The sequence below is a fragment of the Pseudomonas sp. v388 genome, assembly GCF_003935425.1.
Taxonomy (GTDB): Bacteria; Pseudomonadota; Gammaproteobacteria; order Pseudomonadales; family Pseudomonadaceae; genus Aquipseudomonas.
In genome coordinates this window covers 608,425-632,523 of sequence record NZ_RHQN01000003.1, presented here as the reverse complement: position 1 = coordinate 632,523, position 24,099 = coordinate 608,425, and the positions used below count along the sequence as shown (strand labels likewise).

Below are 24,099 nucleotides of genomic sequence, written 5' to 3'. Positions count from 1 at the left end.
CTTAGAACGAGCCGAGCTTGAGCAGCTTTTGCAGATACTGCCCGTAGCCGGTCTTCTTCAGCTTTTCAGCCTGCTCGCCCAGTTGTTCCGGTGTGATCCAGCCATTGGTGTACGCGATCTCTTCCAGGCAGGCGACTTTCCAGCCCTGGCGTTGTTCGATGGTGTGCACGAAGTGGCTCGCTTCCAGCAGCGACTCGTGGGTGCCGGTATCGAGCCAGGCAAATCCGCGCCCCAGTATTTCCACGTTCAGGCTTTGTTGTTCCAGGTAAACGCGGTTGACGTCTGTGATTTCCAGCTCGCCACGCTCGGAAGGCTTGATGTTTTTGGCGATTTCCACGACCTGGTTATCGTAGAAGTACAGACCGGTGACTGCGTAGCTGGACTTTGGAGCATCGGGTTTCTCTTCGATGCTCAATGCGCGGCCCGTCTCGTCGAACTCAACGACACCGAAGCGCTCAGGGTCTGATACGTGATAACCAAAGACGGTAGCGCCGCTTGTCTGCTGGCTGGCAGAGCGCAGGTTTTCGGAGAAGTGCTGACCGTAGAAAATGTTGTCGCCCAGGATCAGGCAGCAAGGATCGTTGCCGATGAACTCTTCACCAATAATGAAAGCCTGTGCCAGACCGTCCGGACTAGGTTGCTCGGCGTAGGTCAGCTCAATCCCGTACTGGCTGCCATCACCCAACAGCTTGCGGAAGCTTGGCAGATCTTCAGGTGTGGAGATGATCAGGATCTCCCGCATCCCGGCCAACATCAGGACCGAAAGCGGATAGAAAATCATCGGCTTGTCGTAGATCGGCAGCATCTGCTTGGAGACGCCAAGGGTGAGGGGATGCAGACGAGTACCCGAGCCGCCGGCCAGGATGATGCCTTTACGATTGATGGTGGTCATTTATTAAGAACTTCCATGAGCATACGGGTTACACCACTTTGCCAGTCCGGCAAGTGCAGGGAAAAATTGCGGCGCAGCTTCTCTGTGTTCAATCTTGAGTTAAGCGGGCGCTGAGCCGGAGTCGGGTATTCGGTGGTGGGGATAGGATTGATCGTTTCGACCGCCAACGGTTCACCCTGGATGCGAGCAAAGTTGATGGCGAACTCGGCATAGGCATGCCAGGACACTTCACCGGCCGGCGCCAGGTGGTAAATGCCGCACAGCTCCGGGCGAACCAGCGTCTGTTGCAGCGCGGCGGTGGCGATGTCAGCCAACAGGTCTGCACCGGTCGGCGCGCCGATCTGGTCGGCGATGACGTTCAGGGAAGTACGGTCCTTGGCAAGACGCAGCATGGTCTTGGCGAAGTTGTTGCCACGGGCGGCATACACCCAGCTGGTGCGGAAGATCAGGTGCTTGCAGCCTGTCGCTGTGATCAGCTGCTCGCCTTCGAGCTTGGTCGCGCCGTAGTAGTTGCCCGGCGCCACCTTGTCGGTTTCCTTCCAGGCTGTAGTCCCGGTACCGTCGAATACGTAGTCGGTCGAATAGTGGACCAGCAGCGCGTCCAGCTGCAGCGCTTCTTCTGCCAGAACCTGACTGGCCAGTGCGTTGACTGTGCGAGCCAGTTCCCGATCGGTTTCGGCCTTGTCGACGGCGGTGTAGGCCGCCGCATTGACGATGACCTGAGGCTGCACACGACGTATCGTTTCGCGCAGTCCTGTCAGATCAGAGAGGTCGCCCGACAGGTCGCCGTAGGCGGTAGACAATGTGTGGCGATCCAGCGCCACGACCTCACCCAGTACCGAGAGCGAGCGTTGCAGCTCCCAACCCACCTGGCCGTTCTTGCCCAGCAGAAGAATTTTCATCATTTATCGGCGCGCGCTGTGTAGTTCTTGTCGATCCATTGTTGGTAGCTGCCGCTTTTCACGTGCGCTACCCATTCAGGATTGTTCAGGTACCACTCCACGGTTTTGCGGATACCGGATTCGAAGCTTTCTTCAGGCACCCAGCCCAGTTCGCGCTGGATCTTGCTCGCATCGATCGCATAGCGCAGGTCATGGCCCGGACGGTCCTGCACGTAAGTGATCAGGTCAGCATGCGGGCGGAAGGCCGAGTCCGGACGCAATTGATCGAGCAGGGCGCAGACGGTGTGCACCACTTCGATGTTCTGCTTTTCGTTGTGACCGCCGATGTTGTAAGTCTCGCCGATCTCGCCTTCGGTCACGACCTTGTACAGTGCGCGGGCGTGGTCTTCGACATACAGCCAGTCCCGTACCTGATCACCCTTGCCATAGATAGGCAGCGGCTTGCCTTCCAGTGCGTTGAGAATGATCAGTGGAATCAGCTTCTCGGGGAAATGGCACGGTCCGTAGTTGTTCGAGCAGTTGGTCACCAGGGTCGGCAGGCCGTAGGTGCGGCTCCAGGCGCGTACCAGGTGGTCGGAGCTGGCCTTGCTGGCCGAGTAGGGCGAGCTTGGCTGGTAGGGCGTGGTTTCGGTGAACAGGTCTTCCGGACCTTCCAGGTCGCCGTACACTTCATCGGTAGAAATATGGTGGAACCGGAACGCGGCCTTGCGCGTTTCGTCCAGCTGGTTCCAGTAGCCACGGGCGGCTTCGAGCAGTGTGTAGGTACCGATGATGTTGGTCTGGATGAACTCCGACGGGCCGCTGATCGAGCGGTCGACGTGGGACTCGGCGGCCAGATGCATCACGGCATCGGGCTGGTGCTCATTGAAAACCCGGTCGACGGCTTCGCGGTCGCAGATATCTACATGCGCAAAGGCATAGCGCTCGTTCTGATCCACCGATTGAAGCGATTCGAGGTTGCCTGCGTAGGTCAGCTTGTCGACGTTGACGACCGAGTCATTCGTATTGGAAATAATATGGCGAATGACCGCCGAACCGATGAAACCTGCACCACCTGTTACTAAGATCTTCAAAAGAGTAATACCTTGAGTTATGACAAGGCTCTGCCTGGTCCGTTGACACAATGAAAGTCCATAACCGTTCGCTAGCACCCATGCGGGTAGTGACTTACAGAAGTACGTCGACTGGCGGTAGTTTGGGCGACATTTTACATAGAAGATCCGCCGCGCCCCACCAAATAATTGGCGTTTGGTCGACCCATGGCAGACGAGAGTTCGCGGGCCGGCAAGTGCGAGGTTGTTTCAGGTATAGCGACCCAGGGCGAAGAGGGCAGGGAGGCTTCGATCTTTCGGCATCTGGCGGCATAACCGAAGAGCGCTTGCACCGAGATCGATGCGCTGCACTCGCCTCGATCCGCGAGGCTGTGCTTTTGCGTCGAGATGCAAAAGCCCCCGAATCGCATGGCGATGACGGGGGCTTGAGGTCAGTCAGTGTCCGCTCGTATCACGGACGGCCGTCAGACGTTGAAACGGAAGTGCAGCACGTCACCGTCCTTGACGATGTAGTCCTTGCCTTCAAGGCGCCATTTACCGGCTTCTTTTGCGCCGGCTTCACCTTTGTACTGGATGAAATCGTCGTAGGCGACGCACTCGGCGCGGATGAAGCCTTTTTCGAAGTCGGTGTGGATCACGCCGGCGGCCTGTGGTGCGGTAGCTCCCACGCGGACGGTCCAGGCGCGGACCTCTTCGACACCGGCGGTGAAGTAGGTCTGCAGGTGCAGCATTTCGTAGCCGGCGCGGATCACGCGGTTCAGGCCGGGCTCTTCCAGGCCCAGGGCCTCAAGGAACATGTCCTTCTCTTCGCCGTCGTCCAGCTCGGCGATTTCCGCTTCGATCTTGTTGCAGACCGGCACCAGCATCGCGCCTTCTTCTTCGGCGATGGCACGAACCACGTCCAGCAGCGGGTTGTTCTCGAAGCCGTCTTCGGCCACGTTGGCGATGTACATGACCGGTTTGGTGGTGAGCAGGTGGAAGCCGCGGATAACGGCTTTCTCGTCGTTGCTCATGTTCTTCATCAGGCTGCGCGCAGGCTTGCCTTCACTGAAGTGAGCGATCAGTTGCTCCAACAGGCCCTTTTGGACCACAGCATCCTTGTCGCCGCCCTTGGCGTTGCGCGTGACTTTCTGCAGCTGTTTCTCGCAGCTGTCGAGGTCGGCGAAGATCAGTTCCAGGTCGATGATCTCGATGTCACGCTTCGGGTCGACGCTGTTGGAGACGTGAATCACGTTTTCGTCTTCGAAGCAGCGCACCACGTGGGCGATGGCATCGGTTTCCCGAATGTTGGCGAGAAACTTGTTGCCCAGGCCTTCACCTTTCGACGCGCCCGCGACCAGGCCTGCGATATCCACGAATTCCATGGTGGTCGGCAGGATGCGCTTGGGGTTGACGATGGCCGCCAGCGCCGCGAGACGCGGGTCGGGCATGGCCACGATCCCGCTGTTGGGCTCGATGGTGCAGAAGGGAAAGTTCTCTGCCGCGATGCCGGACTTGGTCAGGGCATTGAACAGGGTGGACTTGCCGACGTTGGGCAGGCCGACGATGCCGCAATTGAATCCCATGGTGTATCCCCTCGAGTGATGTCAGGCCTTCTGGCTGTGCAGGTTTTTCATCGCCCGGTTCCATTCACCGGCGAAGATATCCGGCAGCACGCCGAGGGCAAAATCGATACTGGCGTCCAGTTTTTCCTGTTCGGCGCGTGGCGCTCGACCCAGGACAAAACCGGATACCTTGCTGGCATCGCCCGGGTGGCCGATGCCAAGCCGCAAGCGATGGAATGTATTCTGGTTGCCGAGCTGCGCGATGATGTCGCGCAGCCCGTTATGCCCGCCATGACCGCCGCCGACTTTGAGTTTGGCGACGCCCGGAGGCAGGTCGAGTTCGTCGTGGGCCACCAGTATCGCGTCAACCGGAATTCGATAGAAACCGGCGAGCGCCGCCACGGCCTGGCCGCTGCGGTTCATGAACGTGGTGGGGATCAGCAGACGAATATCCTGACCTTGATGCGAAAAGCGCCCGGTCAGGCCGAAGAATTTGCGCTCGGGAACGAGGTTGACTCGGTTCGCCGCAGCAATACGCTCAACGAAAAGAGCCCCTGCGTTATGCCGGGTCTGTTCGTATTCAGTGCCTGGATTTCCCAGGCCAACGATCAGTTGTATGGCGGTCACGACAGGGGCCCTTCCTTGGAGTTGTGGATAACACCGCTGACCACAGCGGCAAGAGTGAACGAAAAAGGCTCATTTACCATGATGTAAACTCCGCGATCTCGCCCGCTTTGCCTGCTATGGCTCGCGTTGTTTCCTGGGCAACTCCGACGTTACCAGAGTAATGAATTACTCGGCAGCGCCTTCTTCTTTGGTGTCTTCAACAACTACACGCGGAGCGTGGACGTTGGCGATAGCCAGGTCGGTGCCGTGTGCCAGTGCAACGAACTCAACGCCGTTAGGAGCCTTGAGGTCGGACAGGTGAACGTTGTCACCGATTTCCAGAGCGCCCAGATCGACTTCGATGAACTCAGGCAGATCTTTCGGCAGGCAGGAAACTTCCAGCTCGGTAGTAGTGTGCGAGATTTCGCCGCCTTTCTTGACCGGAGCTTCTTCGTTGATGAAGTGAACCGGTACGATCGCGGTCAGTTTCTGGCCGGCGATAACGCGTACGAAGTCAGCGTGCATCACGTGACCTTTGGCTGGGTGACGCTGCAGTGCCTTGATCAGGACGTTCTGCTTCTGGCCAGCAACGTTCAGTTCGATAACGTGGCTGAAAGCAGCTTCGTTTTCGAGCAGCTTGGCAACTTCTTTAGCCAGCATGCTGATGGACTCAGGGGCTTTGTCGCCACCGTAGACAACAGCAGGAACCAGGCTCGCGAGACGACGCAGGCGGCGGCTCGCACCTTTCCCCAGGTCGGAACGCTGTTCGGCATTCAGAGTGAAATCATTCATGTTGTTTCTCCAAAATAACCACATCCACCTGGCGTTTGCGACCAGCGCCAAAGCGGTATGGGCAAAAAAGCCCCGCCCTGACCGGATGCCAGGGCGGGGCGCTTTTCGTCGACGAGATGCAGGCTTCGGGAAAACCCTTAGCGGAACATCGCGCTGATCGATTCTTCGTTACTGATGCGGCGAACCGCTTCGGCAACTACCGGCGCGATATCCAGTTGACGGATACGGCTGCAGGCTTGTGCGGCGGCGGACAACGGGATGGTGTTGGTCACCACCAGTTCATCCAGCACGGAATTTTCAATGTTTTCGATCGCCCGACCCGACAGCACAGGGTGTGTGCAGTAGGCAAAGACCTTGGCAGCGCCATGCTCTTTCAGGGCCTTGGCCGCATGGCACAGAGTGCCGGCGGTATCGACCATGTCATCGACCAGGATACAGGTGCGCCCTTCGACATCACCGATGATATGCATCACTTCGGAGTGATTGGCTTTCTCACGGCGTTTGTCGATGATCCCGAGGTCCACACCCAGGGATTTGGCAACGGCACGTGCACGCACGACGCCACCGATATCCGGGGAAACGATCATCAGGTTTTCAAAGCGCTGGTCTTCGATGTCATCCACCAGAACGGGGGAGCCGTAGATGTTATCTACCGGAATATCGAAGAAACCCTGGATCTGGTCAGCATGAAGATCAACCGTGAGAACACGGTCGATACCCACCACGGTCAACATATCGGCAACGACTTTCGCGCTGATAGCAACACGCGCGGAACGCGGACGGCGATCCTGGCGGGCATAACCAAAGTAAGGAATTACAGCAGTAATTCGGGACGCTGAGGAGCGGCGGAAGGCATCAGCCATCACGACGAGTTCCATCAGGTTATCGTTGGTCGGAGCGCAGGTAGGCTGAATGATAAAGACGTCTTTACCGCGGACGTTTTCATTAATCTCAGTGCTGATTTCGCCGTCGGAGAATTTTCCGACCGAGACATCACCCAATGGGATATGCAGCTGACGTACCACACGCCGAGCCAGATCGGGGTTAGCATTCCCCGTAAAGACCATCATCTTGGACACGCGCAGTACCTAGAGGCTGAGGGTAACCTGGATGAGTATAGAAAATGGCAGGGGCGGCTGGATTCGAACCAACGCATGGCAGGATCAAAACCTGCTGCCTTACCGCTTGGCGACGCCCCTGTAGTGATCAATCCGAGTGCCTGGCACTCGTTTCCTGTTACAGAATTTGCAGCTTGCGATGCAACATCGAGATGTTGCTTCCTTTCGCTACGAACCCCGTAAGGGTCTCTGTAAGAAGGGCCGAGACTTTATCAGCTTCAGCTTTGTTTGGGAAGGCCCCAAACACACAACTTCCAGTTCCGGTTAATTTTGCTTCGGTAAAATTACCTAGCAAATTCAAAGCGTTACGTACTTCTGGGTAACGCCTCTCTACAACCGCCTTACAGTCATTTCGACTGTTTCCCTTGGGAACGGGGCGCACTTTAATGGGAGGAGTGTCGCGTGTCAACAACGGATCTGAAAAAATTTCTGCTGTACTTACAGAGACTTGCGGGACGAGTACCAAATACCACGGTTCTTCGGGGTTTACCGGGGTAAGAATTTCTCCGACACCTTCAGCAAATGCGGCCCGACCGCGTACGAAAACCGGGACATCCGCGCCCAGCGTCAGGCCGAGCGTCGCCAGGCGATCTTCGTCCCAGCCCAGCTTCCAGAGATGATTCAGGGCCACCAGCGTGGTTGCGGCATCGGAACTGCCGCCGCCGATGCCGCCGCCCATGGGTAATATTTTGTCCAGCCAGATGTCCATCCCGAGCGTGCAGCCGGATTGTCGTTGCAGCGCGCGCGCCGCCTTGACGATCAGATTGCTGTCGTGGGGAACGCCCGGCACATCGGTTTGCAGGCGTATTTCGCCATCCTCGCGAACGGCGAAGCTCAACTCATCGCCGTAATCGAGAAATTGAAAGATTGTCTGCAACTCGTGATAGCCGTCAGGTCGACGGCCAAGAATGTGCAGCATCAGGTTGAGCTTGGCAGGGGCAGGCAGGGTCAGGCGTGGTGCAGGCATGTTCACTGCCCCAGCTTGCGCGGTTGCCAGTCCTTGATGACCAGCGTGACGTCGAGGTCCTGGCCATGCAGCTTCACGCGCTCAGGCAGCCAATAGCCGTTCTGCTCCACATAGCTGAGGTATTCCACCTGCCAGCCATCCTGTTCCAGATTCGCCAGGCGACTGTCGCCATCCAGCGTCAGGCGGCTTTTGCTGTCGGGGGCAGGCAAACCACGGACCCACCACACCAGGTGCGACACTGGAAGTTTCCAGCCCAACTGCTCTTCAAGCAGGGTTTCCGGCGTAACCGCTTCATAGCGGCCTTGATTGGCAACCTCCAGTGCAACGCCGCCGGGGCGGCCGGTCAGGCGTGCGGCCCCGCGCCCGAGCGGGCCGGAGAGGCGAATGTCGTAGTAATCCTGGCGTTGCAGCCAGAACAGCGTACCGCTGCCCGAATCCTTCGGTGCGCGGATACCGACCTTGCCGTTGATCTGCCAGCCGTCGAGGCTGCTCAGTTGCTGTTTATGTTCGCGCCATTGCGCGGGGTCGCCCTTGCCTTGTACGGCTTCTCGGGAAGTCAGGCCGGCACAGCCGGCGAGCAGGGCGATGAGGCTGAATACAACTACGTGGCGCAAAAACATAACGTCAAAGAGTCTCTGATCCGGTCAAGCGCCGCAACGTGCTGCGCAGGATGGTGCTGTCGGGTTGTTGTTCAAGGGCTTTGCCCCAGATCTTGCGGGCTTCGCTTTGTTTGCCGTTGGCCCATAACACTTCGCCCAGATGAGCGGCGACTTCATGGTCCGGGAAACGCTCGAGCGCCAGACGCAGCAGGCGCTCGGCCTCATCGAGATTGCCCAGGCGGTAATTCACCCAGCCCAGACTGTCGAGCACGGCCGGATCTTCCGGGTTGATGCGGTGGGCCTTTTCGATCAGGTCCTTGGCTTCGGCGTAACGCGTGGTGCGATCGGAAAGGGTGTAACCCAAGGCGTTCAAGGCCATGGCATTTTCCGGCTCGCGCTTGATGATGGTCCGCAGGTCCTTTTCCATCTGGGCCAGATCATCGCGCTTTTCCGCAAGCATGGCGCGGGTGTAGAGCAGGTTGATGTCATCCGGATACCGCTTGAGCGCCTGATTCAGTACTTGCCAGCCGCGATCCGGCTGACTGTTGCTGGTCAGGGTTTCCGCTTCGATGAGATAGAGCTGGATTGCGTAGTCGGGCTGCTCGTCGCGGGCATCGGAAAGCCGCTTGGCTGCTTCGGCCCAACTGCCGTTGCCGATCAGAATGTCGGCCTGGCGCAATTGCGCCGGCAGGTAGTCGGTGCCTGGTCCGACCTGAGCGTATTCAGCCAGGGCGCTCTGCGGATCGTTGCGCTCTTCATGGATGCGCCCCAGGTTCAGGTGCGCCGAGTCCACGTGTGCGCCGCGAGCGATGAGTTCTTCCAGATACCCCGCTGCCTCGTCCCATGCCTTGGCTTCCAGGCAGACCAGGGCCAGCGAGAAACGCAGCTCATCATCGTCCGGATACTGCTGCAGCAGGTTGGAGAACTGCACTTTCGCGTCGTCCATGCGGTTCTGTTCCACCAGCATGCGGGCGTAAGTCAGGCGCAGGCGCTTGTCCTCCGGGTATTTCTTGAGGCTTTTTTCCAGGATCGGCAGCGCTTCGTCGCCGCGCTCCATGCTGGCCAGCAGGCGGGTGTGCAGCAGGATCGGTGCGATCTCGCCTTCCTTGGGCGGGTTGTCTTCCAGCAGGCGCAGCGACTGTTCGGAATCACCGTTCTGTTGCAGCAGCAAGGCCTTGCCGAAAATCAGCTGACCGTTGCTCGGATACTTGTCCAGCAGCCGGTCGAAACTCTTGAGCAGGCCGTCGCGGGTGTCCGTGTCGGTCTCGGCCGCCGCCAGTGCCAGAAAATCGAAGTGGGTATCGCCCTGACCTTGCAGGACACGTTCCATGTAGACCATGGAATCGTCGTAGCGGCCCGAGCGCGCCAGCTGGATGGCAGCGGCACGTTGCGCTTCGAGGTTGGTCGAGTCGTTTCTGGCCCAGATCAGCGAAGTGTCCAGCGCAGCCTGATCGGCGCCCAGGTACTCGGCGATCCGGTAGGCCCGTTCGGATACGGCAGGGTCCTGCGTGGTAATCGCCTGGCTGACGTAGTTATCCAGCGCAATGTCAAACCGGTTGCGCTGGCCGGCCAATTCAGCGCTCAACAGGCTGACCATGGTTTCCGGGGTAAACGAGCCATAGACCACGGGTTTGACTTCAGGCGCGGGCGGCGTGTCTTTTTGAGCGGGCGCTACGGGCGAGGACTCTGGGGTCATCGACTGGCAACCGCCGAGAAAAACGAGGGCGAGGAACAACGCGGAGGATCTAGTCATATATAAGAAGGGCGGCTTACCTGCGGTTTGGAGCATCATGACACAAGGCTGTGGGCAAACCCACAACCGACGAGAATTCTGCCGGCACTGCGGTTTTTGAACGTGCCTTGAGGCTGCGGACGCGCCCGACAACGCGCGATTCTAGTGGGACAATAATATGCGGTGGTTGTTCTGAGCTTATCGAAGTAGGACAATTGCCGGCTTCACGTCACCACCAGCGACCCTGAATGGCCTTCCTTGCACTTGGTATTAACCATAAGACTGCCTCGGTAGACGTTCGCGAGCGCGTGGCATTTACGCCAGAACAGCTGGTTGAGGCCTTGCAGCAGCTCTGCCGCCTCACCAACAGCCGCGAAGCCGCGATTCTCTCGACGTGCAACCGTAGCGAGCTTTACATCGAACATGACCAGCTCGCCGCCGACAGCGTGCTGAACTGGCTGGCCGATTATCATCATCTGAGCCTGGATGAGCTGCGCGCCAGCGCTTATATCCATGAAGACGATGCGGCTGTTCGTCACATGATGCGCGTCGCTTCCGGGCTCGATTCTCTGGTCCTGGGCGAACCGCAGATTCTCGGCCAGATGAAATCCGCTTATGCCGTTGCCCGCGAAGCCGGAACGGTCGGGCCTTTGCTGGGGCGCCTGTTCCAGGCCACCTTCAGTGCGGCCAAGCAGGTGCGGACCGACACGGCCATCGGCGAAAATCCGGTGTCGGTGGCTTTCGCTGCCGTCAGCCTGGCCAAACAGATCTTCAGCGACCTGCAACGCAGCCAGGCGCTGCTGATCGGCGCCGGTGAAACCATTACGCTGGTTGCCCGGCATCTGCACGATCTGGGCGTCAAGCGTATCGTGGTCGCCAACCGGACCCTGGAACGCGCCAGTATCCTGGCCGCCGAGTTCGGCGCCCATGCGGTGCTGCTGTCGGACATCCCGGCGGAACTGGTCAACAGCGATATCGTGATCAGCTCCACCGCCAGCCAATTGCCGATCCTGGGCAAGGGCGCGGTGGAAAGCGCCCTGAAGCTGCGCAAGCACAAGCCCATCTTCATGGTGGATATCGCCGTTCCGCGCGACATCGAGCCTGAAGTCGGCGAGCTGGACGACGTGTATCTGTACAGCGTCGACGATTTGCACGAAGTGGTGGCCGAGAACCTCAAGAGTCGTCAGGGCGCAGCGCTGGCGGCCGAGCAACTGGTCAGCGCCGGCGCCGACGATTTCATGTCGCGCTTGCGCGAACTGGCGGCGGTGGATGTACTTCGTGCCTATCGTCAGCAGAGCGAACGCCTGCGCGACGAGGAATTGCTCAAGGCACAGCGTATGCTGGCCAACGGCAGCAATGCCGAAGATGTCCTGGTCCAGCTGGCCCGTGGTTTGACCAACAAGCTGCTGCACGCACCTAGCGTTCAGCTCAAAAAGCTGTCTGCCGAAGGCCGCGTCGATGCGCTGGCCATGGCCCAGGAACTATTTGCCCTCGGTGAGGGCTCGACGGATAAAACCCCGCAATGAAAGCTTCGCTGCTCAATAAGCTGGATGTACTCAGCGACCGTTTCGAGGAACTGACCGCGCTGCTTGGCGACGCGGAAGTGATCAGTGACCAGACCAAATTCCGCGCCTACTCGCGTGAATACGCTGAAGTCGAGCCTGTGATTCAGCTGTATCAACAGCGCGCCAAGGTATTCGCTGACCTGGAAGGCGCGCAGGCGTTGCTCAAGGACAACGACCCGGACATGCGTGAAATGGCCGTGGAAGAAGTGCGCGAGGCCAAGCTGCAACTGGCGGAGCTGGAAGAACGGCTGCAACGCATGTTGCTGCCCAAAGACCCCAATGATGGGCGTAACGTGTTTCTGGAAATCCGTGCCGGCACCGGCGGCGACGAGGCGGCGATTTTCTCCGGCGACCTGTTCCGCATGTACTCGCGCTACGCCGAGCGACGTGGCTGGCGTGTGGAGATCCTGTCCGAGAACGAAGGCGAGCACGGCGGTTATAAAGAAGTCATCGCCCGGGTCGAAGGCGACAACGTCTACGGCAAGCTGAAGTTCGAGTCCGGCGCGCATCGTGTGCAGCGCGTGCCGGAAACCGAGTCCCAGGGCCGCATTCACACCTCCGCCTGCACTGTGGCGGTATTGCCCGAACCGGACGAGCAGCAGGCCATCGAGATCAATCCTGCCGACCTGCGCGTGGACACCTATCGCTCCTCGGGTGCCGGTGGCCAGCACGTCAACAAGACCGACTCGGCGATCCGTATTACCCACTTGCCGTCCGGCATCGTCGTCGAATGTCAGGAAGAACGTTCCCAGCACAAGAACCGGGCCAGGGCCATGGCGTGGCTGTCTGCCAAACTCAATGACCAGCAGACCAGCGCGGCGGCCAATGCCATCGCGTCGGAACGAAAGTTGCTGGTAGGCTCGGGCGACCGCTCGGAGCGGATCCGCACCTACAATTTCCCACAAGGGCGAGTAACGGATCACCGCGTAAACCTGACGTTGTACTCTCTGGATGAAGTTCTGGCCGGTGGGGTCGATGCAGTGATAGAGCCGCTGCTCGCTGAATATCAGGCTGATCAACTTGCGGCACTGGGTGATTAAATGACCATCATCGCCAGCTTGTTAAGAAGCGCTGAACTCCCCGATTCACCGACGGCGCGGCTCGATGCCGAACTGTTGCTCGCCGCTGCGCTGGGCAAACCGCGCAGCTTCCTGCACACCTGGCCGGAGCGCATCGTCACCACCGAAGCGGCGTTGATGTTTGCCGACTACCTGCAGCGGCGCCGCGCCGGTGAGCCGGTGGCCTACATCCTGGGTCAGCAGGGCTTCTGGAAACTCGATCTGGAAGTGGCGCCGCATACGCTGATCCCGCGTCCGGAAACCGAAATGCTGGTGGAAGCGGCATTGGAGCTGGTGCCTGGCTTCGCTCCGGCGGATGTTCTGGACCTGGGTACCGGCACCGGCGCAATTGCCCTGGCCCTGGCCAATGAACGCCGGCAGTGGAATGTGACGGCGGTCGATCGCGTGCCGCAAGCCGTCGCCCTGGCCGAGCGCAACCGCCTGCGCCTGCAACTGAACAATGCCGTCGTCCTCGAAAGCCACTGGTTCAGCGCGCTGCAAGGGCGCCGGTTCGATCTGATCATCAGTAACCCGCCGTATATCGCCGAGGCCGATCCGCATCTGTCCCGAGGCGATGTGCGTTTCGAGCCCAGCAGCGCGCTGACCGCCGGTCATGACGGTCTGGACGACCTGCGCACGATCATTGCCCAGGCACCCACACACCTGAAAGAAGGTGGTTGGTTGCTGCTCGAACACGGTTACGACCAGGGGGCTGCGGTACGTGACCTGCTGACCGGACACGGCTTCGAGCGCATCCAGACCCGCCGCGACCTGGGCGACCATGAGCGCATCAGCTTCGGGCGCCTGCCGTGCTGACCGATCAGCAACTGCTGCGCTACAGTCGGCAAATCCTGCTGCAACATGTTGATATCGAAGGGCAGATGCGCCTGCGCGAGAGCCGGGCGTTGATCGTCGGCCTGGGCGGCCTGGGTTCGCCGGTCGCCCTGTATCTGGCCGCAGCCGGTGTCGGCGAACTGCATCTGGCGGATTTCGACAGCGTGGACGTGACCAATCTGCAGCGCCAGATCATTCACGACAGCCACAGCGTCGGGCTGGCCAAGGTGGATTCGGCGATCAAGCGCCTGACCGCGATCAATCCCGATGTGCAACTGGTCGCCCATCGCGAGGCGCTGGATGCCGACTCTCTGGATGCCGCGGTGCGCGGCGTGGATGTGGTGCTGGATTGCTCGGACAACTTCTCCACCCGCGAGGCCGTCAACGCCGCGTGTGTGGCGGCCGCCAAACCCTTGGTCAGCGGCGCCGCGATCCGGCTGGAAGGGCAACTGTCGGTGTTCGACCCGCGTCGCGCCGAGAGTCCGTGTTATCACTGTTTGTACGGCCACGGCAGCGAAGCCGAACTGACATGCAGCGAAGCTGGTGTCATTGGGCCGCTGGTCGGTCTGGTGGGCAGCCTTCAGGCGCTCGAAGCCTTGAAGCTGCTGGCAGGCTTCGGCGAGCCGCTGGTAGGACGGTTGTTATTGATCGATGCGTTGAGCACTCGGTTTCGTGAGCTGAAGGTCAAACGTGACCCGGCTTGCGCGGTGTGCAGCTCGTCCGGCGGGCGAGGCAAAGCATGACCGACGTCCAGATGAGTTTCAGCGGTGACGCGCCCATTGGCGTGTTCGACTCGGGTGTGGGCGGGCTTTCGGTGCTGAGCGAGATCCGTCAGCTGCTCCCCGACGAATCGCTGATCTATCTGGGCGACTGCGGGCATATCCCTTACGGTGAAAAAACGCCGGAATTCATTATCCAGCGCTGCCTGACCATCGCCGACTTTTTCCGTGAGCAAGGCGCCAAGGCTCTGGTGGTTGCCTGTAATACCGCCACCGCAGCCGGCGTCGCACACATCCGCGAGCGTTACCCGGAATGGCCGGTGGTCGGCATGGAGCCAGCCGTCAAACCGGCCGCCGAAGCGACTCGCAGTGGCGTAGTGGGCGTGCTGGCAACCACCGGCACGCTGCAAAGCGCACGGTTCGCCGCGCTGCTTGACCGGTTCGCCAGCGACGTGCGTGTGGTGACCCAGCCATGTCCAGGCCTGGTCGAGCTGATCGAAACCGGCGACCTGCACAGCACGACCATTCGCCAGTTGCTCTGGAATTATGTCGAGCCGCTGCTGCAGGAAGGCTGCGACACCATTATTCTGGGGTGTACGCATTACCCGTTCCTCAAGCCGCTGTTGGCTGACATGCTCCCCGAATCGATCAGCCTGATCGATACCGGGGCAGCGGTAGCGCGCCAGTTACAGCGACTGCTGGCTCGTCATCAGCTGCTGTCGAGTGGTCCTGCACGCGAGACGTTGTTCTGGACAAGTGACGATCCCATCCGCTTCGGAAAAATCCTACCTTCCCTTTGGAAAAAATCTGACAGTGTGCGAAGCTTCCGTTTGTAAAAAAAACGTGAAAAAAGTGATTTGCGGCTGAACTAAAGATCGTCGGCAGATTTCTATACCGCGTCTGGTGATTTCCAACACTTCTAATAACTGCTACATGAACAGGATGTTTCTCATGAAGAGACTCTTTTGCATGGCTGTGCTCTCGGCTTTTTTCGCCGGGCAAAGCGCGCTGGCTCAAGCTGACGGCGTCGAGTTTTCGGTAGGTCAAACGGGCGAATCCACCATGACGTATCGTCTGGGTGTGCAGTTCGACTGGGACAAGAGCTGGCTGGAAAGCGACATCGGCCGCCTGACCGGTTACTGGGACGCCGCCTATACCTACTGGGACGGCAAAGACTATTCCGATAACCACAGCCTGTCCTTCTCGCCGGTGCTGGTGTACGAATTCGGCCACGGCAGCGTGAAGCCTTACGTGGAAGCCGGTATCGGTGTTTCGGTGTTTTCCAATTCGTACGTTGAAGACCGCAAGTTCGGTTCTGCCTTCAACTTCGAAGATCGCATCGGCCTGGGCCTGCGTTTTGCCGGCGGACATGAAGTCGGCCTGCGTGCCACGCATTACTCCAATGCCGGTATCAAGCAGCCGAACGACGGCATAGAAACCTACGCCTTGCATTACAAAATGCCGTTCTGAACCACAAGCACTGCGCCGTGCAGGAGCGGAACGGGCGGCGTTCCGCTCCTGCCGTTCCAGTGCATGCCGAAATCCTGTGGGAGGGAGCTTGCTCGCGACGAGGCAGCTACTCCCCCCACGGCTACATCACCAGCCTTATAGATACGCCGTCGCAATACCCTTTCTTTCGTTCAGGCACTCTTCGGCTCCGGCTTCGAACTCCCGGCAGATCAGGGGCCGTCTTTTGTAGATGGTGCACATCATCGTGTCGCGATCCAGCGCTGCACACCAGCCATCCTCCAGCCGCAACATGACCTCACCGCCCCAATCGTCGGTATCGATATAGCGCTCGGGCACGCCGGTGTCGGTGATGAGCATCACTTCCAACTGACAGCAGCAGGCGGCGCAGGTCGAGCAGGTGACTTCGGGCTCGCCGGGCAGTTGCGCGTGGGCGATGAGGACGGGGTTCAGTGGAATCTCCTGGGCAGCTGGGCGGAACAAGGAATGCCGGACGGCGGCTGCGACCGTCCGGATGGCCTGCATGGTACGCGAACCGGGCCACGCAGGCGTTCGATCAGCGGCCCTTTTTCGACGAGAGGGGACGCAGCAGGTAGCGATTCAGTGCCAGCCTGGCGCGAGCAGCCGTCATTGCCAGCAGCCGCAGATTGAGCGCGAAGGGTATCGATATCGGGGTATCCAGTACGCGCACCGTGCGGTCCAGTTGCTTGATGATGTGCTGCGCCGCATTGTCGGTCGACCAGGTCGGCGTGCTGCACTGGGCCGGATCGATAATGCTGACATCGATGGATTCGTCGGCCAGGTCGACGCGCAACGCCTTGAATACCTGGCGCAGCTCTGCGGTTACCGCGCTCGACACCTGAACGCCGTCACTCGCTGCGGGGCCGGCGATTGCCACCAGATGCGCACGCTGCCCTCGCCGGAGCAAGGCCAATGCTTCCTGTACATAAAGGCAGGTCGTGAGCATGTCGGCACAGGGTACGCCTTGCGCCTGCGCCACGTCGGTCGGCGTGCCGGGTTGGGCATTGCAGATCGCCGTGTCCAGCGACCCCCAGCGGCTGTCAATCCGGTCTGCCATCGCGCGCAGTTGCGGCCCGTTACTGATATCGCCGATGACCAGCAGCACCCGGCCGGGGTAACGTCCGGCCAGGAGCAGCAGGGGCGCCTGGTGCGTGGCGGTCAGCGCCAGCCAATGCCCGGCTTCGAGCAGCTCGCCGGCAACCGCCAGGCCGATATCGCTGTCGGCTGCGGTCAGCCAGATTCGGCGCGGGTCGGTAAATGTGCGACGCGAAGACTTATTCATGATCGGCTCCCGCAGCGGGTTGGCGACGTGGCAATGCCTTGAACGCGGCAAGGGCGCGCGCCCGGCTTGCGCTCAGGTTGACGATGGGTGCTGGATAGTCGGCCACGCCAAACAGGTCGCCGCCGGCCACGGGGTTGTGGATCTGCTTTTTGTTCAGCCCGGCCAGCTCGGGGAGCCATTGCTTGATGAACACGCCCTGCGGGTCGAATTTTTCCGATTGGGAGAGCGGGTTGAATATCCGGAAATACGGCGCCGAATCGGTGCCGGTGGAAGAGCTCCACTGCCAGCCGCCGTTATTGGCCGCCAGATCCCCATCGATCAAATGGCGCATGAAGAATCGCTCGCCTTCTCGCCAGCTGATCAGCAGGTTCTTGGTCAGGAACATGGCGACCACCATGCGCAGCCGGTTGTGCATCCAGCCGGTTTCCAGCAGCTGACGCATGGCCGCGTCGATGATGGGAATCCCGGTGCGCGCTTGTTGCCAGGCCGCCAGCTCTTGCGGCGCATCGCGCCATTGCAGTGCCTCGGTTTCCGGGCGGAACGCCCTGTGACGCGACACCCGCGGGTAGCCGACCAGCGTGTGTTTATAGAATTCACGCCAGAGCAATTCGTTGATCCAGGTCACCGCGCCGATGTCGCCGGTTTCGAACTCGCCATGGTTGCTCATCAGTGCTGCATGCAGACATTGGCGCGGCGAAACGACGCCTGCCGCCAGATAGGCCGACAGCTGGCTGGTTCCCGGTCTGGCAGGCAGGTCGCGTTCGCTCAGGTAATAGCTGATCTGCCCGTCAGTGAATGCAGCCAGGCGGCGGTGGGCTTCCGTCTCGCCCGCCGGCCACAATTGGCGCAAGGCATCGGATGGCGTGGCGAATCCCTTGACCTGGTCGGGTATCGGATCGCTTTTGATCGACAGTGATGGTTGTGCCTTGGGCGTGCGCAGCGGATGCGGCATGGCCGCGTGCAAGCGGCTGTAGCAGACTTTGCGAAACTGGCTGTAGACCTGGAAGTAGTTGCCGGTCTTGGTCAGGATGCTGCCGGGCGCGAACAGCAGTTGGTCCAGGCAGGTGTGAAACGGCACGCCTGCACTGCCCAGCTTGTGCTTCACGGCCTGATCGCGGGCGCTTTCATTAACGCCATATTCTTCATTGGCGTGGACCGCCTCGATCGCATGCTCGGCGCAAAGCTCGGCCAGCACCTGGGGCGCCTTGTCCCAGGTGTCGGCGTGGCGAATCAGCAAAGGTACGTGCAACTTCGCCAGCGCTTTTTCCAGCTCGCGCAGATTACGCAGCCAGAAATCCACCTTGCAGGCAGCGTCGTCATGACTGTCCCACTGACCGGGGCTGATCAGATAAACCGCCAGCGTCGGCCCGCGCTCCATGGCAGCGGCAAGAGCGGTGTTGTCATGTACACGCAAGTCGGTGCGCAGCCAGAACAATTGCATGGCTAATCCTTTAAATGAGCCCGAGCCGGTTCAGCTCGGTCTGGACACTGAGTGGGTCCTGGGCGACTGACAGGTTGGCCATCTGGCCGGTACAAGCGAGCAGCTCGGCACCATGAATCCGCACTGCGGGGCCACCCAGTACCACTGGGCACGGGATGTTGGCGAGCAGTCGCGGCAGCTGTGCCAGGTTCAGGCTGTTGCTGGAATACAGCACGATGCCCCGTGGTCGCAGGTACTCGGCGGCCAGTGCCAGTTCGCCGTTGGGCAGCGGCCAGTCGAACACTTCCACGGGGCAATCGGCGCTGCTGACCAGCCATGCGGTAAGCCACAGGTGCGGCTCGAACGGTAGTTCCGACTGGTTGACCAGCAGCAGCGGCGTGCCGTTGAGCTGGCGATTGTTGTGATAGATCCGCGCTCCGAACTTGCTGCGCAGCCATGAGTGAAAGAAGGTGCGCTCCAGTTGCGCACCGAATTTTCCGCTCCAGCGTTGCTCCAGCTCGGTCAGCAATGGCAGCAGTAATTGCTGACAGAGCGTGCGGGGCGGATAAAGCGACATGGCCTGGTTGAACGCGTCGTCGACGCGCCGCTCGGCCAGCTCGCCGATAGCGCCGATCAACTTGCTGCGCAAGGCTCCCCAGTCGTCATCGAGGCTTGTGGCCTGCGGCTGCTGGCTGTCGATCAGATTCTTGATCCGGCTGACCGATACGCCACGATTCAGCCAGGTGAGGATATCCATCACCCGTTGAACATGCGCGTCGGAGTACAGCCGATGCCCCTTGGCGGTGCGGTGCGGCACGATCAGGCCGTAGCGACGCTCCCAGGCACGCAGGGTGACGGCATTGACCCCGGTCTGTCGGGCGATTTCCCGGATCGGCAGCCATTGGGCAGGCAGCGCTTCGCCATCGCCCGGCGCCGGTACAGTGGATGTCTTCATGGGTCAGATCGCGTTGCGAAGGCTGAGGTTTTCCGGATGCGGCTGCATGTACACCTGCAGCGCCACATACGGATCGGGATGTTGGCGGAAGTGGTGCTTGAGCAACGTCAGCGGAACGATCAGCGGCACGATGCCCTGATGGTACTGGGCGATCAGCTGCTGGATTTCCTGCTTGTCCTGCGCGCTGATGGTCTGCTTCAGATACCCGGTCAAATGTTGCAGCACGTTGGTGTGGGTGCTGCGGGTGGCGCACTTCTTCAGCGCGGCCATCAGTTCGGTGAAGTACAGCGGCGCGATCTCTTCAGGATCGCTACGGCCCATGCTGCCCAGCATGTTGCCCAGAACCTTGTACTGCACCGGGTTGTTGGCCATCAGCTGATATTTATAGCGCGAGTGGAACTCGGTCAGCGCACGACGGGTGACCCCGGTCTTCAGCACGTCCTGCCAGGCCGCGTAGGCGAACACTCGCGTGATGAAGTTTTCCCGAAGTACGGCATCGTTCAAGCGGCCGTCTTCTTCGACCGGCAGATTCGGATGGGCCGCGCAAAATGCCTGGGCATAGATGCCGCGCCCGCCACCGTCGACCGGCGCGCCGTTTTCACGGTAGACCTTGACCCGTTCCAGTCCGCAGGAGGGTGACTTCTGCATGAAGATATAGCCGCAGATATCACTGACTTCATCCGCCATGCGGGTGCCGTAATCGGCCAGCGCCTGAGTGACATTAAGTTCGCTGTTGACCGTGCCCACCGCTTGCGGCGCCTCCGGATCGCCCACCAGCCGGATCGGCTCACGGGGTATACCCATGCCGATGGCCACTTCCGGACACAGCGGGATGAAGTCGAAGTATTCGCTCAGGGCGCGGGTACACAGGTGCGACTCTTTGTGGCCACCGTTGAAGCGCACTTCAACGCCCATCAGGCAGGCGCTGATACCCAGTTTCGGCTTATCGGGGGTGGGCGACGACATCAGGAACCTCGTATGAACTTGTACAGATGAGATGCTCTGTACAACCTGAGTTCATCATAGGTGGATAGCTGTACAAGTCAATTTCTTTGTACAGGTCTTATGGGGGAGGCGTCCCGAAATGGTCGGAACCGGTTATTTCCAGCCCATGCGCCAGGTCGCCGCATCGCGCAGCACTTGCCAGGGCAGGCGCTGGCTGCGTTGAGTAAGCACCGCCTGCAACTCGATCTCCAGCACGGTGCCTTCTTCATCCTTGAACAGTTCCGTGACCAGAAAGTGCTTTTCCCGGTTCACCGGTGCTGCTGCCGTCCATTTCGACAGCAGCAACTTGCGTGGGTTGATCACGTTCACTGTAGATGCTCGATCAGGCGCCGTGCAGCCTCCTGGCCGCTGAGCCAGGCGCCCTCGACCCGGCCCGAGAGGCACCAGTCGCCGCAGGCGTAAATGCCCAGATCGGGGTCGGACAACGCTCCCCATTCATGGGCGGCGGCCGGGCGCGCGTACAACCAGCGGTGGGCGAGGGTAAAGCTGGGAGCGGGCATGGCGCAGTCGATCAACTCGGCAAACGCGCCATGCAGATGGTCGATCACTTGCTCCTTGCTCAGGTCCAGGTGCTGCTTGCTCCAGGTGCTGGTGGCATGCAGGATCCAGCTGTCGGGTGTGTCGTCGCGTCCCGGTTTGCTCGGGTTGCGGGCCAGCCAGTCGAGCGGGCTGTCCTGTACGAAGCAACCCTGCATCGGGGTCTGCAGCGGCGTGTCGAATGCCAGTGCCACGGCCCAGGTCGGGTCCATCTTGACCCCGGCAGCGACGCTCGCCAGCTTGGGTGTGGCGGCCAGCAGCGGGGTGGCTTGAGGTGCCGGCGTGGCGATCACCACATGGCTGAACGGCCCGTGGGTTTCACCGTCCGCATCCAGCAGGCTCCAGTGGCGTTCCCCGCGGAACACCTCGGTGATGCGGCAAGCGAAGGATGCCGGCAACTGGCCCAGCATCGCGCGGGTGATCGCGCTCATCCCCGGCCTGCCGACCCAGCGGCTCTGCTCGTCCGGCGAAGGGCTGAGCCTGCCGCCGTGAAAGTTATAGAGCAACGGTTTCCATTCGGCGACACAGCCTTGAGCCTGCCACTGATTGACGGCAGCGACGAAGCGCCGGTCGCGCGCGGTGAAGTATTGCGCACCCAGGTCCAGCGAGCCGACATCGCTGCGCTTGCTGGCCATGCGTCCGCCACTGCCGCGGCTTTTGTCGAACAGGTGCACGTGATGCCCGGCAGCGTGAAGTGCCTGAGCCGCTGAGAGTCCGGCGATACCGGTACCGATGATTGCGATAGGTACAGTCATAGGGGCCTCTTTACCTTGTCTGCACAGACTACGCCGTAGTTAAAACCTGTACAATCTCGTTGTCTGGTATAACTTGCACTGGTTCTCGAATTTTCATTGCCTGGGCGCTTGGCCCGCTGCGTTCGAGTACGGTCGGTCTGTTGCTCATCGACAATGGGCCAACCACCCGGACGGGTAGTAAAGCTCCAGTCCATTCAGGTTTGGCCTATGGTTCAGCAGACAGTTTCGTCCGCGAATAAGCACGACCTGTGAGAAATAGACTACTCAATAGTCACGAACGCCACGCGAGGTAACCTGCCATGCACATATTGCTGACCGGCGGTACTGGTCTGATAGGACAAGCGCTCTGCCGACTGTGGTCTGCCCAAGGCCACGAACTGACCGTGTGGAGCCGCCGTCCTTCTGAAGTCACCAAGACATGCGGTCAGTCGGTGCGTGGCATCGCCCGGCTCGAGGAACTCGGCGAACAGCCGCTCGATGCAATCATCAACCTGGCCGGTGCTCCGATTGCAGACCGGCCCTGGACGCGCAAGCGCAGGCTCCTGCTCTGGGAAAGCCGCATCGGCCTGACAGAACAACTGCTCGCCTGGCTGGGCACTCGCCAACAACGCCCGCGCCTGCTGATCTCCGGTTCAGCGGTCGGCTGGTACGGCGATAGCGGTGAGCGTGAGCTGGATGAAAGCGCGCCGCCGGCCAAGGAAGATTTCGCCAGTCAATTGTGTATCGCCTGGGAGGAAACCGCGCAACGTGCTGAAGCACTTGGCTTGCGCGTGGTCATTGTGCGCACCGGTCTGGTGTTGTCCAATCGCGGCGGTTTTCTGCAAAAGATGCTGACGCCTTTCAAGCTGGGCATGGGCGGTCCCATTGGCAATGGCCGGCAGTGGATGCCGTGGGTGCATGTGCAGGATCAAATCGGGGCGATTGATTTCTTGTTGAATCTCGACGAAGCCCGAGGTCCCTATAATGTCTGCGCGCCGAACCCGGTACGCAATAGTGAGTTCGCCAAGACGCTGGCCGCGATCCTTCATCGGCCGGCGTTCATGCCGATGCCGGCGGTGGCGCTGAAAATACTGCTGGGCGAGTTGTCCGTGTTGTTGCTGGGTGGCCAGCGCGTCCGGCCGAGGCGCTTGCAGGAAGCCGGTTTCAACTTTCGCTTTACCGATCTGCGTGCAGCCCTCGACGACGTGTTGGGGCGCCATTAGACGTTTTTGAAATAGGATGTGTGTTGCATGACCGATCACGCGCTGTTGCTGGTCAATCTGGGTTCGCCCGCTTCCACCGAAGTCGCCGATGTGCGTCGCTACCTCAACCAGTTCCTGATGGACCCGTATGTCATCGATCTGCCGTGGCCGGTTCGCCGGCTATTGGTTTCGCTGATCCTGATCAAACGCCCCGAGCAGTCGGCGCATGCCTATGCCTCGATCTGGTGGGATGAGGGCTCGCCGCTGGTGGTGCTCAGCAAACGCCTGCAGGAGGCAATGAAGCAGGAGTGGACGCAAGGGCCTGTCGAACTGGCCATGCGTTACGGTGAGCCGTCCCTGCAAACCGTGCTTACGCGTCTGGCAGGGCAGGGCATCAAGAAAGTGACCCTGGCGCCGTTGTATCCGCAATTCGCCGACAGCACCGTGACCACGGTGGTTGAAGAAGCCAGGCGGGTCGTCAAGAGCCAGTCGCTGGGTATTCAGTTCTCTCTGTTGCAGCCTTTTTATGATCAGCCCGAGTACCTGGAGGCGCTGGTCGAGAGCGTGAGGCCGCACCTGCAGCAACCCTACGATCATTTGCTGCTGAGTTTTCACGGCCTGCCAGAACGGCATTTGAACAAGCTCGATCCCACCGGCAAGCACTGCTTCAAGGAAGATTGCTGCATGCAGGCGCCGCCGGAAGTACTCGCCACCTGTTACCGCGCGCAGTGCCTGCACTCGGCGGCAACGTTCGCGAAACGCATGGGCATCCCCGAAGGCAAGTGGTCAGTGTCCTTTCAGTCGCGGCTGGGGCGCGCCAAATGGATCGAACCCTACACCGAAGCCCGTCTGGAAGAACTCGCCGCGCAGGGTGTGAAAAAACTGCTGGTGATGTGCCCGGCGTTCGTTGCCGATTGCATCGAAACCCTGGAGGAAATCGGTGATCGTGGTGCCGAACAGTTCAAGGAAGCGGGGGGAGAAGAGTTGGTGCTGGTGCCGTGTCTCAACGACGACCCGAACTGGGCCAAGGCGTTGAACAGACTCTGCGAGCGGGCGCCTGTGATGTTGTAGCGGTTGAGCGCGCTCCTACTTATGT

General features: G+C 60.3%; 25 protein-coding genes and 1 tRNA gene. 8 read left to right on the top strand and 18 right to left on the bottom strand.

Annotation, left to right across the window (positions count from 1 at the left end; all coding sequences use genetic code 11):
- Window position 1: 1 nt before the first annotated feature.
- The 11 genes from rfbA to EGJ27_RS10555 all read right to left on the bottom strand — a co-directional run bounded on the left by rfbA (window position 2) and on the right by EGJ27_RS10555 (window position 10,225).
- Window positions 2–892, bottom strand: a complete 891-nt coding sequence (gene rfbA, locus EGJ27_RS10605) for a glucose-1-phosphate thymidylyltransferase RfbA (protein ID WP_125830674.1) — start codon at window positions 890–892, stop codon at window positions 2–4.
- Window positions 889–1,794, bottom strand: a complete 906-nt coding sequence (gene rfbD / locus EGJ27_RS10600; RefSeq protein WP_125830673.1) for a dTDP-4-dehydrorhamnose reductase — start codon at window positions 1,792–1,794, stop codon at window positions 889–891. The genes rfbA and rfbD overlap by 4 nt, the downstream gene beginning before the upstream one ends.
- The gene (gene rfbB / locus EGJ27_RS10595) at window positions 1,794–2,867 is read right to left on the bottom strand and encodes a dTDP-glucose 4,6-dehydratase (RefSeq protein ID WP_125830672.1); all 1,074 of its coding nucleotides are present in this window, start codon (window positions 2,865–2,867) and stop codon (window positions 1,794–1,796) included. Before rfbB ends, rfbD begins: the two co-directional genes overlap by 1 nt.
- Before the next feature lie 443 nt (window positions 2,868–3,310).
- On the bottom strand, window positions 3,311–4,411 hold the full coding sequence (ychF, locus tag EGJ27_RS10590) for a redox-regulated ATPase YchF (protein ID WP_125830671.1): 1,101 nt from the start codon (window positions 4,409–4,411) through the stop codon (window positions 3,311–3,313).
- Between the two features lie 21 nt (window positions 4,412–4,432).
- Window positions 4,433–5,017 (bottom strand): aminoacyl-tRNA hydrolase, encoded by a 585-nt coding sequence (gene pth, locus EGJ27_RS10585; protein WP_125830670.1) that lies wholly within the window; start codon window positions 5,015–5,017, stop codon window positions 4,433–4,435.
- A gap of 165 nt (window positions 5,018–5,182) precedes the next feature.
- Complete coding sequence (locus EGJ27_RS10580) at window positions 5,183–5,788, bottom strand: 50S ribosomal protein L25/general stress protein Ctc (protein ID WP_125830669.1); 606 nt, start codon at window positions 5,786–5,788, stop codon at window positions 5,183–5,185.
- Window positions 5,789–5,925: 137 nt separating this feature from the next.
- On the bottom strand, window positions 5,926–6,867 hold the full coding sequence (locus tag EGJ27_RS10575; RefSeq protein ID WP_002552145.1) for a ribose-phosphate pyrophosphokinase: 942 nt from the start codon (window positions 6,865–6,867) through the stop codon (window positions 5,926–5,928).
- Window positions 6,868–6,912: 45 nt separating this feature from the next.
- Window positions 6,913–6,987: transfer RNA gene (locus EGJ27_RS10570), tRNA-Gln, on the bottom strand.
- A 37-nt stretch (window positions 6,988–7,024) separates the two neighbouring features.
- Window positions 7,025–7,873 carry a 4-(cytidine 5'-diphospho)-2-C-methyl-D-erythritol kinase gene (ispE, locus tag EGJ27_RS10565; RefSeq protein ID WP_125830668.1) on the bottom strand — a complete coding sequence of 283 codons (849 nt, stop codon included), beginning with the start codon at window positions 7,871–7,873 and terminating at the stop codon, window positions 7,025–7,027.
- 2 nt (window positions 7,874–7,875) lie between these two features.
- A complete protein-coding gene (lolB, locus tag EGJ27_RS10560) occupies window positions 7,876–8,493 on the bottom strand; it encodes a lipoprotein insertase outer membrane protein LolB (protein ID WP_125830667.1) in 618 nt (205 codons plus the stop codon).
- A gap of 4 nt (window positions 8,494–8,497) precedes the next feature.
- On the bottom strand, window positions 8,498–10,225 hold the full coding sequence (locus tag EGJ27_RS10555; protein WP_177522991.1) for a tetratricopeptide repeat protein: 1,728 nt from the start codon (window positions 10,223–10,225) through the stop codon (window positions 8,498–8,500).
- 227 nt (window positions 10,226–10,452) lie between these two features.
- Between EGJ27_RS10555 and hemA the strand changes: the two genes are divergently transcribed.
- The 6 genes from hemA (at window position 10,453) to EGJ27_RS10525 (ending at window position 15,850) form a co-directional block, all read left to right on the top strand.
- A complete protein-coding gene (hemA, locus tag EGJ27_RS10550; RefSeq protein WP_125830665.1) occupies window positions 10,453–11,730 on the top strand; it encodes a glutamyl-tRNA reductase in 1,278 nt (425 codons plus the stop codon).
- On the top strand, window positions 11,727–12,809 hold the full coding sequence (gene prfA, locus EGJ27_RS10545; RefSeq protein ID WP_125830664.1) for a peptide chain release factor 1: 1,083 nt from the start codon (window positions 11,727–11,729) through the stop codon (window positions 12,807–12,809). The genes hemA and prfA overlap by 4 nt, the downstream gene beginning before the upstream one ends.
- Entirely contained in the window at window positions 12,810–13,643 is an 834-nt protein-coding gene (prmC, locus tag EGJ27_RS10540) for a peptide chain release factor N(5)-glutamine methyltransferase (protein WP_125830663.1), read from the top strand.
- A complete protein-coding gene (locus tag EGJ27_RS10535) occupies window positions 13,637–14,404 on the top strand; it encodes a molybdopterin-synthase adenylyltransferase MoeB (protein ID WP_125830662.1) in 768 nt (255 codons plus the stop codon). Before prmC ends, EGJ27_RS10535 begins: the two co-directional genes overlap by 7 nt.
- A complete protein-coding gene (gene murI / locus EGJ27_RS10530) occupies window positions 14,401–15,216 on the top strand; it encodes a glutamate racemase (protein WP_125830661.1) in 816 nt (271 codons plus the stop codon). The genes EGJ27_RS10535 and murI overlap by 4 nt, the downstream gene beginning before the upstream one ends.
- 115 nt (window positions 15,217–15,331) lie before the next feature.
- Window positions 15,332–15,850 carry an acyloxyacyl hydrolase gene (locus EGJ27_RS10525; protein WP_177522990.1) on the top strand — a complete coding sequence of 173 codons (519 nt, stop codon included), beginning with the start codon at window positions 15,332–15,334 and terminating at the stop codon, window positions 15,848–15,850.
- 135 nt (window positions 15,851–15,985) lie between these two features.
- On the opposite strand, the gene EGJ27_RS10520 is transcribed toward EGJ27_RS10525, so the two are convergent.
- The 7 genes from EGJ27_RS10520 to EGJ27_RS10490 form a co-directional block, all read right to left on the bottom strand.
- Window positions 15,986–16,300 (bottom strand): YkgJ family cysteine cluster protein, encoded by a 315-nt coding sequence (locus EGJ27_RS10520; RefSeq protein ID WP_256672758.1) that lies wholly within the window; start codon window positions 16,298–16,300, stop codon window positions 15,986–15,988.
- A gap of 103 nt (window positions 16,301–16,403) precedes the next feature.
- On the bottom strand, window positions 16,404–17,150 hold the full coding sequence (locus tag EGJ27_RS10515; protein ID WP_125830660.1) for an SDR family NAD(P)-dependent oxidoreductase: 747 nt from the start codon (window positions 17,148–17,150) through the stop codon (window positions 16,404–16,406).
- Complete coding sequence (phrB, locus tag EGJ27_RS10510; RefSeq protein ID WP_125830659.1) at window positions 17,143–18,591, bottom strand: deoxyribodipyrimidine photo-lyase; 1,449 nt, start codon at window positions 18,589–18,591, stop codon at window positions 17,143–17,145. Before phrB ends, EGJ27_RS10515 begins: the two co-directional genes overlap by 8 nt.
- A gap of 10 nt (window positions 18,592–18,601) precedes the next feature.
- Window positions 18,602–19,525 (bottom strand): MerR family transcriptional regulator, encoded by a 924-nt coding sequence (locus EGJ27_RS10505; protein WP_125830658.1) that lies wholly within the window; start codon window positions 19,523–19,525, stop codon window positions 18,602–18,604.
- A gap of 3 nt (window positions 19,526–19,528) precedes the next feature.
- A complete protein-coding gene (locus tag EGJ27_RS10500) occupies window positions 19,529–20,491 on the bottom strand; it encodes a DUF523 and DUF1722 domain-containing protein (protein WP_125830657.1) in 963 nt (320 codons plus the stop codon).
- A 132-nt stretch (window positions 20,492–20,623) separates the two neighbouring features.
- Window positions 20,624–20,839: a TIGR02450 family Trp-rich protein gene (locus tag EGJ27_RS10495; protein ID WP_125830656.1), complete on the bottom strand. Its 216-nt coding sequence runs from the start codon at window positions 20,837–20,839 to the stop codon at window positions 20,624–20,626.
- The gene (locus tag EGJ27_RS10490; RefSeq protein WP_125830655.1) at window positions 20,836–21,822 is read right to left on the bottom strand and encodes an NAD(P)/FAD-dependent oxidoreductase; all 987 of its coding nucleotides are present in this window, start codon (window positions 21,820–21,822) and stop codon (window positions 20,836–20,838) included. The genes EGJ27_RS10495 and EGJ27_RS10490 overlap by 4 nt, the downstream gene beginning before the upstream one ends.
- Before the next feature lie 299 nt (window positions 21,823–22,121).
- Here EGJ27_RS10490 and EGJ27_RS10485 point away from each other — a divergent pair, with 299 nt between their 5' ends.
- Both EGJ27_RS10485 and hemH read left to right on the top strand, forming a co-directional pair.
- Window positions 22,122–23,024, top strand: a complete 903-nt coding sequence (locus EGJ27_RS10485) for a TIGR01777 family oxidoreductase (RefSeq protein ID WP_125830654.1) — start codon at window positions 22,122–22,124, stop codon at window positions 23,022–23,024.
- A gap of 27 nt (window positions 23,025–23,051) precedes the next feature.
- Window positions 23,052–24,074, top strand: coding sequence for a ferrochelatase (gene hemH / locus EGJ27_RS10480; RefSeq protein ID WP_125830653.1), 1,023 nt, complete (start codon window positions 23,052–23,054; stop codon window positions 24,072–24,074).
- The last annotated feature ends 25 nt before the right edge of the window (window positions 24,075–24,099 follow it).